At 41.7% G+C, this 15,814-nt stretch carries 17 protein-coding genes; 13 read left to right on the forward strand and 4 right to left on the reverse strand.

Translation table 11 applies throughout. From position 1 onward, the window contains the following. Positions 1-10 precede the first annotated feature (10 nt). The 6 genes from CLV94_RS10285 (at position 11) to CLV94_RS10310 (ending at position 7,342) form a co-directional block, all read left to right on the forward strand. A complete protein-coding gene (locus CLV94_RS10285; RefSeq protein WP_121376407.1) occupies positions 11-3,295 on the forward strand; it encodes an efflux RND transporter permease subunit in 3,285 nt (1,094 codons plus the stop codon). Next, positions 3,285-4,376, forward strand: coding sequence for an efflux RND transporter periplasmic adaptor subunit (locus tag CLV94_RS10290; RefSeq protein ID WP_121376408.1), 1,092 nt, complete (start codon positions 3,285-3,287; stop codon positions 4,374-4,376). The genes CLV94_RS10285 and CLV94_RS10290 overlap by 11 nt, the downstream gene beginning before the upstream one ends. A 144-nt stretch (positions 4,377-4,520) precedes the next feature. Beyond that, the gene (locus CLV94_RS10295) at positions 4,521-5,399 is read left to right on the forward strand and encodes an SDR family oxidoreductase (protein WP_121376409.1); all 879 of its coding nucleotides are present in this window, start codon (positions 4,521-4,523) and stop codon (positions 5,397-5,399) included. Positions 5,400-5,470: 71 nt separating this feature from the next. Further along, the gene (locus CLV94_RS10300; protein ID WP_121376410.1) at positions 5,471-6,064 is read left to right on the forward strand and encodes a Crp/Fnr family transcriptional regulator; all 594 of its coding nucleotides are present in this window, start codon (positions 5,471-5,473) and stop codon (positions 6,062-6,064) included. Positions 6,065-6,170: 106 nt separating this feature from the next. Beyond that, on the forward strand, positions 6,171-6,461 hold the full coding sequence (locus CLV94_RS10305) for a GNAT family N-acetyltransferase (RefSeq protein ID WP_121376411.1): 291 nt from the start codon (positions 6,171-6,173) through the stop codon (positions 6,459-6,461). A 5-nt stretch (positions 6,462-6,466) separates the two neighbouring features. Next, positions 6,467-7,342 carry a pirin family protein gene (locus CLV94_RS10310; protein WP_121376412.1) on the forward strand — a complete coding sequence of 292 codons (876 nt, stop codon included), beginning with the start codon at positions 6,467-6,469 and terminating at the stop codon, positions 7,340-7,342. A gap of 55 nt (positions 7,343-7,397) precedes the next feature. Here the strand turns inward: CLV94_RS10310 and CLV94_RS10315 are convergent, their stop codons facing one another. Further along, the gene (locus CLV94_RS10315) at positions 7,398-7,772 is read right to left on the reverse strand and encodes a hypothetical protein (RefSeq protein ID WP_147406616.1); all 375 of its coding nucleotides are present in this window, start codon (positions 7,770-7,772) and stop codon (positions 7,398-7,400) included. Between the two features lie 267 nt (positions 7,773-8,039). Between CLV94_RS10315 and CLV94_RS10320 the strand changes: the two genes are divergently transcribed. Beyond that, positions 8,040-8,492, forward strand: coding sequence for a response regulator (locus tag CLV94_RS10320; RefSeq protein ID WP_121376414.1), 453 nt, complete (start codon positions 8,040-8,042; stop codon positions 8,490-8,492). 114 nt (positions 8,493-8,606) lie between these two features. On the opposite strand, the gene CLV94_RS10325 is transcribed toward CLV94_RS10320, so the two are convergent. The 3 genes from CLV94_RS10325 to CLV94_RS10335 form a co-directional block, all read right to left on the reverse strand. After that, the gene (locus tag CLV94_RS10325) at positions 8,607-9,509 is read right to left on the reverse strand and encodes a helix-turn-helix domain-containing protein (protein ID WP_121376415.1); all 903 of its coding nucleotides are present in this window, start codon (positions 9,507-9,509) and stop codon (positions 8,607-8,609) included. Positions 9,510-9,601: 92 nt separating this feature from the next. Continuing rightward, positions 9,602-10,441, reverse strand: coding sequence for an SDR family NAD(P)-dependent oxidoreductase (locus CLV94_RS10330; protein ID WP_121376416.1), 840 nt, complete (start codon positions 10,439-10,441; stop codon positions 9,602-9,604). A 95-nt stretch (positions 10,442-10,536) separates the two neighbouring features. Next, positions 10,537-11,385 (reverse strand): SDR family oxidoreductase, encoded by an 849-nt coding sequence (locus CLV94_RS10335; RefSeq protein ID WP_121376417.1) that lies wholly within the window; start codon positions 11,383-11,385, stop codon positions 10,537-10,539. Between the two features lie 198 nt (positions 11,386-11,583). Here CLV94_RS10335 and CLV94_RS10340 point away from each other — a divergent pair, with 198 nt between their 5' ends. The 6 genes from CLV94_RS10340 to fabF all read left to right on the forward strand — a co-directional run bounded on the left by CLV94_RS10340 (position 11,584) and on the right by fabF (position 15,814). Beyond that, complete coding sequence (locus CLV94_RS10340) at positions 11,584-12,414, forward strand: helix-turn-helix domain-containing protein (protein WP_121376418.1); 831 nt, start codon at positions 11,584-11,586, stop codon at positions 12,412-12,414. A gap of 76 nt (positions 12,415-12,490) precedes the next feature. Continuing rightward, a complete protein-coding gene (locus tag CLV94_RS10345) occupies positions 12,491-13,075 on the forward strand; it encodes a TetR/AcrR family transcriptional regulator (RefSeq protein WP_121376419.1) in 585 nt (194 codons plus the stop codon). 52 nt (positions 13,076-13,127) lie between these two features. Continuing rightward, a complete protein-coding gene (locus CLV94_RS10350) occupies positions 13,128-13,877 on the forward strand; it encodes an SDR family oxidoreductase (protein WP_121376420.1) in 750 nt (249 codons plus the stop codon). Between the two features lie 10 nt (positions 13,878-13,887). Further along, the gene (locus CLV94_RS10355) at positions 13,888-14,322 is read left to right on the forward strand and encodes a PaaI family thioesterase (protein ID WP_121376421.1); all 435 of its coding nucleotides are present in this window, start codon (positions 13,888-13,890) and stop codon (positions 14,320-14,322) included. Positions 14,323-14,324: 2 nt separating this feature from the next. Further along, a complete protein-coding gene (locus CLV94_RS10360; protein ID WP_211331192.1) occupies positions 14,325-14,573 on the forward strand; it encodes a DUF2798 domain-containing protein in 249 nt (82 codons plus the stop codon). Beyond that, positions 14,570-15,814, forward strand: coding sequence for a beta-ketoacyl-ACP synthase II (gene fabF / locus CLV94_RS10365; protein WP_121376422.1), 1,245 nt, complete (start codon positions 14,570-14,572; stop codon positions 15,812-15,814). The genes CLV94_RS10360 and fabF overlap by 4 nt, the downstream gene beginning before the upstream one ends.

Genomic DNA, 15,814 nt, shown 5'->3' on the forward strand with positions numbered 1-15,814 from the left:
TTTACTACTGATGAATTTAATACGTTTTGCACTTCGCAAACCTATCTCCATATTGGTGCTCGTGGCCGGACTGTTCTTCTTCGGAATCGGTGCTGTCCGCGACGTTAAGGTAGATATCTTGCCAAAGATGAACCTGCCCGTAATCTATCTGGCACACCCATTCGGAGGGTATACGCCCAACCAGATGGAGTCTTATTTTGCCAAAAACTATGTCAACGTCATGCTTTTCGCCAATGGCGTGAAGTCGATCGAGACTAAAAACACACAAGGCCTTACGCTGATGAAAGTGACTTATTATGAAGACACGAACATGGCACAGGCTGCAGCCGAATTGAGTGCGCTATCCAACAGGATACAAGCCGCCTTCCCCCCAGGCTCGCAACCGCCGTTCATCATCCGTTTTGACGCCTCGTCGCTTCCTGTAGGGCAATTGGTCTTGAGCAGCAAGACGCGTTCTAATAATGAGCTTCAGGATTTGGCCAACGTCTACGTTCGTGCTTCGTTTACGTCTATCCCTGGACTTTTGTCGCCTCCGCCTTTTGGAGGAAGCCCTAGAACTGTGGAGGTGAATGTGGACCCTGACCTGCTTCGTTCGCACAACCTTACGCCCGACCAGATTGTAGATGCCATCCGTATCAACAACCAGACGGCACCTTCTGGAAACGTTAGAATCGGCGACCAGAATTACATTACTCCTACCAACAATACGATTAAAGAAATCAAGGATTTCGAAAAAATTCCGCTGTTTAAAGGCGGCGTACAGAACTTATACCTGGGCGATGTTGCGACCGTAAAAGATGGTGCAGATATCACGTCTGGCTATGCCTTGGTAAATGGCAAGCGTTCGGTGTATGTGAGTATTGCCAAAGCGGGTGATGCTTCGACTTGGGACGTAGTACAGAACCTAAAGAAAGAACTTCCAAAAATACAAAGCACGCTTCCGGAAGATGTGAAATTATCCTATGAATTTGACCAGTCGGTATATGTAATCAACTCCGTAAAAAGCTTAATTACCGAAGGGATTATCGGGGCAGTACTGACCGGATTGATGGTATTGTTGTTCTTGGGCGACCGAAGAGCAGCCTTGATCGTTATCCTTACCATTCCTATTTCTATTATTTCGGGTGTCATGTTCCTTAAATTATTCGGACAGACCATCAACCTGATGTCGCTGAGCGGCCTGGCATTGGCTATCGGTATTCTTGTGGACGAAAGTACGGTAACCATCGAAAACATCCACCAGCATCTCGACATGGGAAAACCCAAGGCCTTGGCCATCTGGGATGCCTGTAAGGAAATCGCCCTGCCTAAACTGCTGATTCTGTTATGTATCTTGGCCGTTTTTGCTCCGGCCTTTACCATGAAAGGCATACCGGGCGCCTTGTTCTTGCCGCTGGCATTGGCAATCGGGTTTTCTATGATTATTTCTTTCTTGCTTTCGCAGACGTTTGTTCCCGTAATGGCCAACTGGCTGATGAAAAGCCACCCTAAAAAAGAACATGGTTCTGGTGTGACAGACGATGAGGCTGAATTTATCGCTTCGGGACTTACGGCCGAATCAGAAGCAGATACATTCAATCAGAAAAAAGTACTGGTCGAAAGAGACGATTTTAATAACGACGGCAAAGTCAGCCGTTTTGAGAGATTCAGAAACCGATTCATGCGAATGCTGGAACGATTGTTCCCGCTGCGAAAGCCGATTACCCTCTTATACCTTTTCGGAATTACAGGATTGGCCGTCTTGCTATTGAACGTTATCGGTCAGGATGTATTCCCTAAAGTCAATTCAAGTCAGTTCCAGATGAGGCTTCGTGCTGCAGACGGAACGCGTCTGGAGCGTACCGAAGAAAAAGCCTTATTGGTCTTGAAAGAACTGGAAAACATGATCGGAAAAGAGCATATTGCTATTTCTTCTATCTATGTCGGGCAGCATCCTTCCCTATTCTCCGTTTCGCCAATCTACTTGTTCATGGGCGGACCGCACGAGGCTGTCTTCCAGATCGGATTGAAAGATTATCATGCAGATATGGACGTATTTAAGGATGATTTCCGCAAAAGGGTAAAAAAGATACTTCCCGACGTAAAAGTTTCGTTTGAACCCATCGAATTGACCGACAAGGTATTGAGCCAAGGCTCTCCGACTCCGATAGAGATTCGAATAGCCGGAAAGAACAAGAAACTGAACGAAGAATACGCCAACAAGCTAATTGCCAAGCTCAACAAGATTGATTATTTCAGGGACGTGCAGATTGCACAGCCAATCAAATATCCTTCGCTGGACATCAATATCGACAGGACGCGTGCCGCACAGCTTGGTGTTGACATGAGCGAGGTTTCGCGTTCGCTGATTGCTTCTACGTCTTCTTCTCGATATACAGAAAAGAATACTTGGATTGATGAAAAAGCGGGATTATCATATAATGTACAGGTACAGGTTCCGTTAAATAAGATGAAGAGTATCAGCGATATGGGAGAGATTCCATTATTGAAAAATGCTACACGACCTGTATTGAGCGATGTGGCAACTATCACGCCATCGCATACTTACGGAGAGAACGACAACTTGGGTGCCATGCCCTACATTTCCATCACGGGAAATATAGACCATACCGATTTGGGAACGGCTTCAAAAGACGTAAAAACTACCATTGCTTCCTTAGGCGAACTGCCAAGAGGACTGTTTATCGAGCCTATCGGATTGAGCAAAGTCTTGGACGAAACCATGAACAGCTTGCAAACAGGATTATTGGTTGCGGTCGTGGTTATCTTCCTGATGCTTTCTGCCAATTTCCAATCGTTTAAGATATCGTTGGTTATCCTGACAACGGTTCCTGCCGTAGTACTCGGTTCCTTGCTGCTATTGCTGCTTACGGGCTCTACGCTTAACCTCCAGTCGTATATGGGAATCATCATGTCGGTCGGGGTATCTATTGCGAATGCCGTCCTGCTGGTCACGAATGCCGAACAGCTCCGGAAACATAACGGCAATGCGCTGCAATCGGCACGAGAGGCGGCTTCATTAAGGCTTCGTCCGATCATCATGACCAGCGTTGCGATGATTGCAGGGATGCTGCCGATGGCGATAGGCCACGGCGAAGGCGGTGACCAGGTTTCTCCATTAGGAAGAGCAGTTATTGGAGGCTTATTATTCTCTACTTTTACAGTATTGATTATCTTGCCGCTGATTTTCGCCTGGGCACAGGGCAAGACCTCAACGCAGTCGGTATCACTTGATCCAGAAGACAAAGAAAGCAAACATTATATATCATCTTTACACCCACAAAATGAAAAATAATTTATACAGAACATCGGCCTTGGTAGTGCTTATGGCTACGCTGAACAGCTGTAACATTTCAGAAAAGGCAGAAGCGGCTCCGGCCGAAGAAACGGCTCCGGCAATTGAAACTTTTCAAGTCAGCAAAGAAAAGCTGTCTACAGAGTTACGTATTCCGGCAGAGCTTACGGGATTTCAGCAAGTAGATATTTATGCGAAAGTGAGCAGTTTTGTAAAAGAACTGAAAGCCGATATCGGAACCCAAGTAAAAAAAGGACAGCTGCTGATGGTGCTTGAGGCGCCGGAAATCAGCTCACAGCTTGCGGCCTCAGAATCGAGATTGCGTTCACAGGAAGCCGTGTATATGGCCAGCAACAGCACCTATAAAAGACTTTTGGAAACCAGCAAGGTAGAAGGAACGATTTCTAAAAACGACCTAGAACAGGCCGATGCTAGAAAAAACTCGGACTATGCACAGCTACAGGCAGCCAAGGCTTCGTATAAGGAAATCCAGAACATCCAAGGCTATCTGCAGATACGCGCTCCTTTTGACGGAGTGGTTGCTGCGCGAAATGTCAACCTTGGAGCCTATGTAGGTCCGGCCGGAAAAGGTTCGGAACTGCCTTTGTTTACGATTCAAGAACAAAACAAATTGCGCTTGTCTGTCTATGTTCCGGAGCTTTACACAGGCTATTTAAAGAACGGAGATGAGATCAGCTTTAACGTCAAATCTATGCCAGGACAGACTTTTAAAGCCAAAGTAGCTAGAATGTCTGGCGCTTTAGACAGCCGCTTGCGTTCGGAACGTGTCGAAATGGACGTGATCAATACGACCAAAAAATTATTGCCTGGCATGGTTGCGGAAGTACTCTTGCCGTTGAAAGCGCAAGACAGCAACTATGTGGTGCCAAAAACAGCCTTGGTCACTTCTAGCGAAGGTACTTTTGTATTGCAGGTCGAAAACAATAAGACCGTCAGAAAACAAGTCCAAAAAGGCCGCGAGGTAGAAGACCGTGTGGAAATCTTTGGCGAGATTCCTGAGAATGCACAATTGGTCAAAATGGCTTCTGAAGAAATCAAAGACGGCACCCCTGTAAAGTAACTTTCCCCTCTATATATCCACTTAAGGCTTTCGGAATTTTTTCTGGAAGCCTTTTTTATTGGCCTGCCTTTTCGTTTTCTTACAATTTTAGGTCTCTGCGTATGCTGAAATTTGTCCTATACAAATCAAAAAAAGATACAGATTATGAAACATTCAGATGCACCAAAGATTCTTATTACAGGAGCCACAGGAACTATCGGTTCTGAACTGGCTAGACAGCTCTCTGAAAAAGGCATCCCTTTTCGAGCGATGGTTCGTTCCTTCGAAAACACAGAAAGCCTTGCTTCATTAGAAGGCACAGAAATCGTGTTGGGCGACTTTAATGATACAGCCAGCCTTTCCAATGCGCTTGTCGGAATCGAAAAAGCTTTCTTGCTCACTAATTCTTCTGAAACTGCAGAACAGCTGCAGCAAAACTTTGTCGCGGTCGCCCAGCGTTCTGGCGTAAAGCAGATTGTCAAGCTTTCGCAATTACATGCGTCGGCAGATTCTCCAGTACGTTTTTTACGCTACCATGCAGCAGTTGAAGCGCAGATAAAACAATCAGGAATGAAGTATACCTTCCTGCGCCCTAACCTCTTTATGCAGGGACTGCTTGGCTTTAAGGATATTATCAAACAGCAAAATGCGTTTTTTGCTGCTATAGGTGATGCTAAAATCAGCTTGGTCGATATCCGCGATATTGCTTCTATAGCTGCTGAAGCATTGACAGCGTCGGGACATGAAAACAAAGTATATAATATTACAGGCCCGGAAGCCTTGACGCACATGGAACTGGCGGCCTTATTTTCGGAAGTATTGGACAAGCCAATACAATTTATAGACATAGCGCCAGAAGAGATGAAAGCGGCACTGCTTTCTGTCGGCTTCCCTTTGTGGCAGGCGGACGGGCTTATCGAAGACTATGCGCATTATTCAAGAAACGAGGCTTCTGAAGTGTATGCTACCGTTGAAGACATACTTGGAAAATCGGCACGCCAATTCAAGAATTTTGTAGAGGATTTTGCCGAAGATTTTTCTTGATGAATGCTGCTTTGAAAATAGAGGATATTTCTTAAATTCGTAATCGTTCGCCCATATCCAATTCCTAAGCTATGTCTGATCTTTTTAAAAAGTATATCATCGAGACCCAATGCGGCACCGAAAGCCAGTATGAGGCGGTCGAGCATCTCGTCTATCCTGTAGCAATCAAGAAAGGAGAAATGCTGCTGCAAAAAGATGAAATCTGCGACAAGGCTTATTTTGTAAGCAAAGGTATCCTGCGTTCTTATACTGTTGATGAGGCAGGGAAAGAACATACGATACAGTTTGCTCCCGAAAATTGGATTATTGCCGACCGAAGCAGCTTTTATTTCAACGAGCCTTCGGAAATGTATATTGATGCCTTAGAAAATACAGAAGCAATTTATGTGAAAAAGGAGTTTTTCGATAAGGCCGAAAAAATCTTCGAGAATTTTGCCAAAGTCAATACGCTGGCGCTCCATAATAATATCCGGCACATGGAAAAAAGAATCAATTATCTGTTAAGCGCTTCCGCAGAAAAAAGGTACCTGAAATTTATCGAGACCTATCGTGATTTGTCCTTACGGGTTCCGCAACAGCTTATTGCTTCCTATCTTGGAATTACTCCAGAGGGCCTAAGCAGGGTGCGAAAGGAACTCGCCAACAAGAACTTCAACAGGGATTAGCACCCGACAATTTACTGATATTTCTTTGTAGCTGCATTTCTTAACCTAGGTCAAGTGCCATGAGTTTTATACTGCGTAATTTTACGGTATCAAAAAAAGTAAAATCATGGACTATACAATCACAAATAATGAAAGCCGCAAGCGATTTGAAATCACCCTTGATGGCAAGACAGCCTATGTAAAATATGAGCTTTTTGACGGAGGCATTGCGTACATGCATACTATCGTTCCGCCAGAACTCGAAGGCAAGGGCATCGCCTCTACCTTGGCCAAATATGTACTGGAGTATGCAAAAGACAATGCTTTAAAAGTCAAGCCGTATTGTCCGTTTATAAATGCGTATATCGACAGGCATCCTGAATATCAGGAAAATTCACTTTTTCACACTAAAAATTGATTATCATGACAACAAAAAAGACAGAAAGAATCATAGCACCGCCTGCTCCTCATATGGTTGGCGACGGTTTCAGGGTACATAATTTCATTCCATCGGGCGCATCTTTGAGCATGCAGCGCATGAGCCCATTTATTATGATGGACTATAATTCTAGGTTCCATTTTCCTCCGACTAATCAATTGAGAGGCGTTGGCGTGCATCCGCACCGAGGTTTTGAGACGGTTACGATTGCCTATAAAGGAAAAGTAGCCCATCATGACAGTGCTGGAAATAGCGGTGTTATTGGCGAAGGCGACGTACAGTGGATGACGGCTGCTTCGGGCATCTTGCACAAAGAATATCATGAAGAGCAGTTCAGCAAAGCAGGAGGCGATTTTCAGATGGTTCAGCTTTGGGTGAACCTGCCTGCAAAAGACAAGATGTCGCCACCGAAATATCAAGGCATTACGAATAGCGAAATCAATAAGTACGAACTGCCAGAGGGCGGCGGATTGGTAGAAGTAATCGCAGGAAACTACAATGGTGTTTCAGGAACAGCTTCTACATTTACTCCCGTAGGTTTGCTTAATGCCAAGCTGCATAAGGGTGCAACGGCTTCCTTTAATTTTCCAGCAACATACAATACTGCGCTTTTGGTCATCGAAGGAAGCATAAAAGTAAACGGCAGCGAACAAGTACCGACAGATAATTTTGTATTGTTTGCCAACGAAGGAGAAGAATTTACTGTTGAAGCGCTAGAAGATGCCGTAGTATTAATCTTGAGCGGAGAGCCTATTAACGAGCCTATAGCTGCCCATGGTCCTTTTGTGATGAATACGCAACAAGAAATCATACAGGCTTTTAATGACTTTAACTTAGGGCGTTTTGGCTATCTGGAATAAGTAAGATGGTTTGGTTTTAAAAACCCCGAGGCATGGCTTCGGGGTTTTCTTTTTATTAGAATTCGGTTTCAAAGCCGATGTATTCTTGGTTTCCGTTCACCCAGTAGCGGGAGATATAATTTTCATCGTTCTGGAAACATTGCAAGGCCTTGTCAATGATAAGGGCATCGTATATCTTATAGTCTTGAATCTGGTGTTCGTCAAGGATAAGGATGATTTCAAAAAAGGTTCCGGATTCTTTTTCGTCTTCTTTTTCGGCATTCGCCTGACTTTCGATATCGCAGAACGATTCGACGCGGTACAATTCGGCTTTACCCGACTTTAGGCTTTCTATTATCTTATCGATAATGCTTTTTGTGCTTATATCGTCTAGGTTTTTTCCTGCGATTTCTAATTTTTCTGGCATCTTAAACTGGCATACTGCAACCATCTTGTTCTTTTTTAGGTTTAGCAGCTTATCGGTTATTAAGCGCTGACTGCTAATTATTTACAAAAATCCAACTCTAGCTAATTTCGGTTATTTCTCGCAAAAAAGCATTATACAATTGCTAAGAGGATTTATATCTTATGACATTTTTGATACGTTAAATTAAAGCCAAACAGTCGTTTTTGGGGTTTACGTTTTTTAAATTTGAGTAACAAACGTAATTTGAATTTTGCTTGTAATTAATTTTAAACCTAAAATTTAGTATTAAGTATGAGACTATTCGAAGAGAAGATTAACATTGTGTTGGCCGACGATGACGCGGATGAATGCAGCTTATTTAGAGAGGCTATCAATGAAATCAATGAGAATTACAATCTTGTTTTTTTCTCCAATGGGAAGGATTTGATGAATTATTTGAACGACGAAGAATGCGAAATTCCTGACATCATCTTTCTTGACCTTAACATGCCTGTCATGTCTGGAATTGACTGCCTTAGCAAAATACGTAGTGACAATCGATATGCAGATACTAGTATTGCAATTTATTCGACATCATCTTCGGAACAGGACCAAGAAGAAACCTTTATGCTCGGAGCAAATGTGTATATTAAAAAGCCGAACGACTACGAGAAGATGAAAAAAGTGCTTCAGCATGTATTGAGGACTTACTGGCAGTATCACACATCAAACATGAATAGGGATACTTTCTTGATTTCAGTTTAGAATTTATTAATCGCCATCTTAAGGATGGCGATTTCTTTTGTGCCTTATAGAATCAATTTATATAAAAAAAGCCGTTCCTTGAGGAATGGCTTTTCTATGATTAGTGGGGTAGAGTTATGCAGACCGATAGACCGAAGGCGCCATCTGTATCTGTTTTTTGAAAAAATTATTGAAATGGGCGGGTTCTTCAAAACCTAAACAGTAGCTGATTTCCGAAATATTCCAGTCTGTATGTTTTAGCAAAGCTTGAGCTTCGCTGGCCAATCGCTGTGAAATAAGGTCGGTTGTCGTCTTTCCTGTCGTTAATTTTATGGCTCTGTTAAGATGGTTTACGTGCACATACAGCTTTTCTGCAAAATCTTTGGCAGAACGCATCGAAAACCGCTGCGACGGTGATTCGATAGGAAATTGCCTTTCGAGCAGTTCTGTGAAGACAGAGGTTATCCTTGAATTTGCATCGGGATGCTGATAGAGTTTTTCCGACGGTTCTATTTTCATGGCACCGTGAATCATTTCGGTTACATAATTCCGAAGCAGGTCGTATTTGTAGATATAATCAGAATTGATCTCATCAATCATTCGGGTAAAAATGTCGCTTATCTGCTTGTCTTGCTCTTCATTCAGTATGTAGGCCGGTTTCCCCCCAATTTTGAACATCGGCAGGTTCGTAATACTGTTTCTTAGTGATTCTGTAAAAAAAGCTTCTTTGAAAATACAGAAGAAACCGCTCTTCTCAGCCGATAACGACTCAACCGTATATGGAACTTGAGGGTTGAAGAAAATAAGCGCAGTCCCATCCACTTCAAGGCTCTTGTCGGCATAATGGAACACATTTTTCCCACGGGCAAGGCTGATCTTATAAAAATCTCTTCGCGTATAGCTTACCGGAATAAGCACGCCGTCTTTATAGCAGTCTTCGGTACGGAAAACGTTGAAATGTCCTAAATCTTGCAGGTTGTCCGGCAAGTAGTCGAATTTCTTTTTATAAAAATCTTCAATTGTTTCTATTTTTGCCATGATTTCAATTTTTCATTTATGCCAAGACCTGATTTTCGCAGGCTTGGCATGTTATAATGAGAATTATTGTAGCTGTTAAATTCAAACAGCCGTTAGTTAAAGTCTGTCGAAAGGCTGGTATCTTTCCAGTCTTCGAGCATCGAAGAAAGTGTTCCCATTTTAGCGGCCGCCCTTCTATAGGCGTCGCTTCCTAGATATAATCGGACAGGAGGGTTTTCACTTTCAGCCAAATCGATCATTACCTGTGCCGCTTTTTCAGGATCTCCCAACTGTGTGCCATTCATATTTCGGAACCTGTCGTGAGATGCATGAACATCTTCGTAATCATCAATTTCGTTTTTGGCAAATACCAAGGATTCTTTTGTCAAGAATTGCGTCCTGAACGCGCCTGGCGCAATAGCGGTGACTTTTGTTCCCAAAGATCGTACGTCATCTGCCAAAGACTCTGACAATCCGATTATCGCGTGTTTTGCCGCTGCATAAATCGACCAGCCAGTTGCTGGGGCAAATCCGGCTATGGACGAAATGTTAATAATATAGCCCGAACGTTGTGCTCTTAAATAAGGCATTGCATATTTGATCACGTTTATTGTTCCGAATACGTTGATATTGAAGGCTTCAGCTATTTCTTCTTGAGATAATTCCTCGATAGCTCCTCCTATTCCGTATCCGGCATTGTTCACAATAACATCTATCTTTCCGAAGACTTCTTGTGTTTTTTTAATCGATTCAGCCACAGACATTTCATTGATCAAATCTACTTCCAAAGGTAAGAAATTTTCTGAATTCTCTGCGCCTACAGCAGCGCTCAATGTCGCACTGTTTCTAGATGTCGCGGCAACTTTATAGCCTGTTGCCAATAATTTTTTAACCAGCGTGAGCCCAAGTCCTTTCGAGGCTCCTGTTACATACCAAATTTTATCTGTTTTCATACTGCTTACTTTTTGTTCTTTTAATTTAATTGTTGCGAGGTAAGAGGATGCCGTCCTTGAAATTTACTTCAGACGTGAGGAGCTGGCGCTATTGGCTAGCTTTCGTATCCTGTTGCTGTCGCAAATTCTCTTACGGCTTCCATGTTATTTCTCACTGCCTGTATTTTGACCTCCGCCATATCGTAAGCGTCTTGGCCTAAAAATAAATGTACTGGAGGGTTATGCATATCTGCTGTCTTGATGAAAGCCAACGCCGCTTTTTGTGGATCCCCTTGCTGGTTTCCGTTGATTTCGTTTTCGTGGGCCGCTTGGACATTCCTAACCGTTTTATACTCTTGAAGCTGGTTTTTAGGCACGTTAAGAGAAGAGTCGTTTAAGAAATTAGTCCTAAAATATCCTGGAGAAACGATTGTCGCTTTGATTCCAAAATCTTTTACTTCTTCCGCTAAAGATTCGGTAAAGCCCTGAACTGCAAATTTGGTTGCACAATAGATTCCGAAGCCAGGAAAAGATCCAGTAAATCCGCCGATTGACGATACGTTAAAAATATGCCCTGATTGTTGCTCGCGTAGATAAGGCAATACTTTTCGAATTACGTTCAACGAACCGAAAACATTCACGTCGAAGTTTTGTCTTGTTTCGGCATCTGTCAATTCTTCTAGCGCTCCTGCCAATCCATATCCGGCATTGTTCACTACGACGTCAATGCTGCCAAAGCGTTCTACTGTATTTTTGATACTTTCTTCAACACTTTCTTCACTAAGAATATTTACGGCCAATGGCAGAAAGTTTTCGTTTTCGCCTACTGCTTCCTTAAGGTCTTCTAGGCTTCTTGAGGTTGCCGCTACTTTCTTGCCCTCACTTAATAATTGTTTTGCAAGAGCCAGACCTAGTCCTTTTGAAGCTCCTGTGATATACCATACTTTTTGATTTGAATTTTCCATGATTTTGATAGTTTTAAATGATTAATGATTTTGTTTAAATTTGATAAGGCAAAATTAGGGCAGCAATCGAGCGCAGTTATTGCGTAGAGCAAAGCAAAACTTGCAAAATTCAAACAATTCTCTTCTTTGGAGGATTATTTTGGAGTATCCCGTTCCTTTCGACCTAATCCAACTATCTTTGTTTTGAAATTATCTTCTATGGAAAAAGAAAGCACGTATATTGAAAACAAGATTCCTGTTCCATCAGAATTTGAAGATGTGTTTTCCTATTTCTATTCGGCTAAAAATACGGGTGAAACACCAATTCATAAGACTTTGTTTCCGACTTATCAGACTATCCTAGTGTTCTGTTTTGGCGAAAAAGCGTCACTAACAACTAAAAAACAGACAACAATTACAATTGAAAAGTGCCTCGTTTTAGGCCCGATCCGCCAGCCAATCGAGTATGTATTGCCTGCGAGCTCAGAAATACTGGTTGCAAATTTCAAAGGCGATGCCTTTTATCGTTTTTTTGGATTGTCATTGATTTCTGATACGATTCCGGTACATCCCGATGATTTGGTTGACGAAAATTGCTTTACGCTTTTATGGCATTCTTTAAAAGATAGAATTTCGGCAGAGGAAAAAGTGGCTTCCATTCTTGATTTTAGCCGACCTTACCTTAAGAATAGAGAGCTTGGTTATGAAAGCATTAGCAATTTTGATGAAGAAAATCTGAATCCTATCAAGGCTATTGCCGACAAAACCAACCAAAGTGAAAGAAACGTACAGCTAAATTTTAAAAAATATTTGGGCTTCAGTGCGAAAGAAATCAATCGCTACAGGCGCTTCATAAAAGCGTTAGAACTGCTAAACGAAACGACAGAAACTTCAAAAAAAGCAGATTGGATTGCTATTGTCGAAACTTGTGGCTACTATGACCAAAGCCAGCTCATTCATGATTTTAAGCATTATCTAGGCCTCTCGCCTACTAAATTCCTTAAGTTTCAAGAGGAAATCTGTATTCCAAGAATGAACCAAGCAGAATAATTTAAAACTTTAATCAAACATTAACAAATAATACCAATTGGTATATTTACCTTTGCAGTGTTATTTGACTATCATCATGGGCAAGGCAGAAAAAACCAGATCATACATTATCGAAAAGACGGCACCAATCTTTAATATTAAAGGTTATGCTGGTACTTCTATGAATGATATCACGGAAGCAACCGGGCTTACGAAAGGCAGCATCTATGGCAATTTCAAAAATAAGGATGAAGTCGCACTAGAGGTTTTTGAGCACAACAAAAAGAAAATGCAGAATCTCTTTACATTGGAGATAAGCAAAAAAAGTACTTACAAAGACAAGCTCCTTACCTATCCAGAACTGTATGAGCAATTCTTTTCCAAACATTTTATCGACGGCGGCTGTCCGATAATGAATACAGCTATTGAAGCCGATGATACGCATCCACTGTTAAAAGAAGCAGCCAAGAAAGCAATTTTGGTATGGAAAGACAGTCTCATGCATCTTATACAAAAAGGCATCGACAATAAAGAATTTAAGCCTGATACCGATCCAGAAGAAACAGCTTTGTTGATACTTTCTATTATAGAAGGCACAGTAATGGTTGCAAAACTAACAGGAAAAGTCAATTATCTCAAGACATTAATGCTTTCGTTGCGAAAACTCATAAACGAATTATAATTTTTTTTAATTAAAAATATACCAATTGGTATAAAATAAATACAAAAACAAAATGAAAACAAGTAAAAACACAATTTTAGTTACCGGCGGCGGTTCAGGAATCGGATTCGAAATCGCTAAATTATTTTCTCAAAACGACAACCACGTCATTATTACCGGAAGGAGCGAAGAAAAGCTTAAAAAAGCAGCTTCACAGCTTACAAATGTCACAGCCATCGCGGCCGATATTACCAAAGAAGAAGACATAAACAGTTTGGTGCAAAGAATCACAAAAGATTTTCCAAATCTGAATGTTTTGATAAACAACGCCGGAAACGCTTCTTATTATGATGTATTGGCTCCCAATGCAGATGCCTTTTCAAAAGCTTCTGACGAAATAAATACCAATTACCTTTCTATTGTAAGATTAACTGAAAAACTGCTTCCTGTTTTAAATTCCCAACCAGAAGCAGCAATAGTAAACGTCTCATCAATAGTCGCTTTTGCGCCAAATAAAGTTTTAATTTCGTATTCAGCTAGCAAAGCGGCCTTGCATTCTTACACGCTTTCGTTGAGAATTGCTTTGGAAAGAAGTTCTTTTTCGACACAAGTGTATGAAATAATGCCTCCTTTGGTAAATACCGAATTTTCAAAAGAAATCGGCGGTGAAAACGGAATCAGCCCAGAAGTTGTCGCGCAAGATTTGTTCAACGCTTTCAAAGAAAATCACTTTGAAATCCACGTTGGACAGACTGCAGACATTTACCAGCTTTCGCTTGCTTCTCCTAAAGATGCCTTGCTGGCAATGAATTCACAATCCTAAAAACAGTTAGATGAATAACGAAGCTTTCCATTTTTTAAAACAGCATATCGGGAAGGAAGTCACACAGTCTCCTTCCCCATTCATGAACTGGCTCAAGCCTAAAATGGTTTCGGTAGAAGAAGGAAAACTTTCCTTTGAATACACGATCCGAAAAGAAATGACAAATCCTTTCGGTACCATGCATGGTGGTGTGATCGGTGCCATAATCGACGATGCCATAGGCGCCACGCTGATTTCGTATGGCGAGCCGCATTTTTACGTTACCATCAATAATGTGATTGATTATTTCGCATCTGCAAAAGAAAACGACGTGATTATCTCAGAAACAGCCATCAACAAAAAAGGAAAGACGATCGTAAATGCACAATGCGAAATCTGGAACAAAGACAGAACCAAATTGCTGGCTAAAGGCTATACCAACCTATTGAAGACGGACATAAAATAAACATGAAAAAGAAGAAAATAGCATTTGCGATGATTATGGGAATAGTAACGACATGTATTATTTCGTTTTTGCTTATCTCCATAAATGTAGGTTTTACAGAAAATTTCTTTACGATTTGGATCAAATCATGGATGCTAGCTTATGTCATCGCAATTCCTGCTATCTTGCTGATTGCTCCAAAAATAGAACAATTGGTAGAAACACTTTTTAAGGAAAGTATTCCTGCCGACACTAAAACAAAAAACAAATGAAACGAGTAGTTATAACAGGCCTTGGCGCCATAACGCCTTTGGGAAATTCAGTTGATGAATTTTGGAAGAATATCATTGACGGAAAAAGCGGCGCTGCCAAGCTGACAAAATTTGATGTTTCAAAGTTCAAGACCCAGTTCGGATGCGAAGTCAAAGATTTCAATCCCGAAGACTATATGGACCGCAAAGAGCTCAAGAAATATGACTTGTTTACGCAATATGCCGTCGCCGCATCCGATCAAGCTATCAAAGATGCTGGACTGAATTTCGAAGCCATGACGCAAAAAGAACGTTCTGATGTTGGCGTCATCTGGGCTTCTGGAAATGGCGGTATCACAACTTTTGAAGAACAGCTGAAAGAATTTTTCAATGGCGATGGCACGCCGCATTTCAATCCGTTTTTTATTCCCAAGATGATTGTGGATATTGCAGCCGGCGTTATTTCGATTAAAAACAAGCTTCATGGTCCCAATTATGCTACGGTTTCAGCCTGTGCTTCTTCTAATACTGCGATAATCAACGCTTTTGATACCATACGATTAGGTAAGGCAAAAATCATGATTGCGGGCGGTTCTGAAGCGGCAATCACGGCTTCTTCTATTGGCGGTTTTAATGCTTCTCAAGCCTTATCCAAAAGAAACGACGAACCACAAAAAGCTTCTCGTCCGTTTGACAAAGATCGTGACGGATTTGTAGCAGGCGAAGGTGCCGGTGCCCTAATTCTTGAGGATTTTGATCATGCTATCGCAAGAGGCGCGACAATTTATGCTGAAATCGTGGGTGGCGGTATGGCCGCAGATGCATATCATCTGACCGGAACTCCCGAAGATGGTTTTGGAGCTTCTCTAGGAATGCAAAAAGCAATGGACGAAGCGGGAATTTTAGCGAAAGACATCGATTATATCAACGCTCATGCAACCTCAACGCCACAAGGCGATAATAGTGAATTGAATGCTATTAAAGGAATTTTTGGCAATCATCCAGTTGCTATCAGTGCAACAAAATCAATGACAGGACATTTGTTAGGTGCTACCGGAGCTATCGAAAGTATCATTACAGTGTTATCTGTAAAAAACGATATCATTCCAGGAACCATTAATACGGAGAATGTAGATGAATCTATGGCTGATTTGAATATTGTACTAGGCAAATCGATAAACAAAAAAGTGAATTACGCCTTGAACAATACTTTTGGCTTTGGAGGCCATACGGCCAGTACCATTTTCAAAAAGTATTCTTGA

The organism is Flavobacterium endophyticum (genome assembly GCF_003634455.1).
Lineage (GTDB): Bacteria > Bacteroidota > Bacteroidia > Flavobacteriales > Flavobacteriaceae > Flavobacterium > Flavobacterium endophyticum.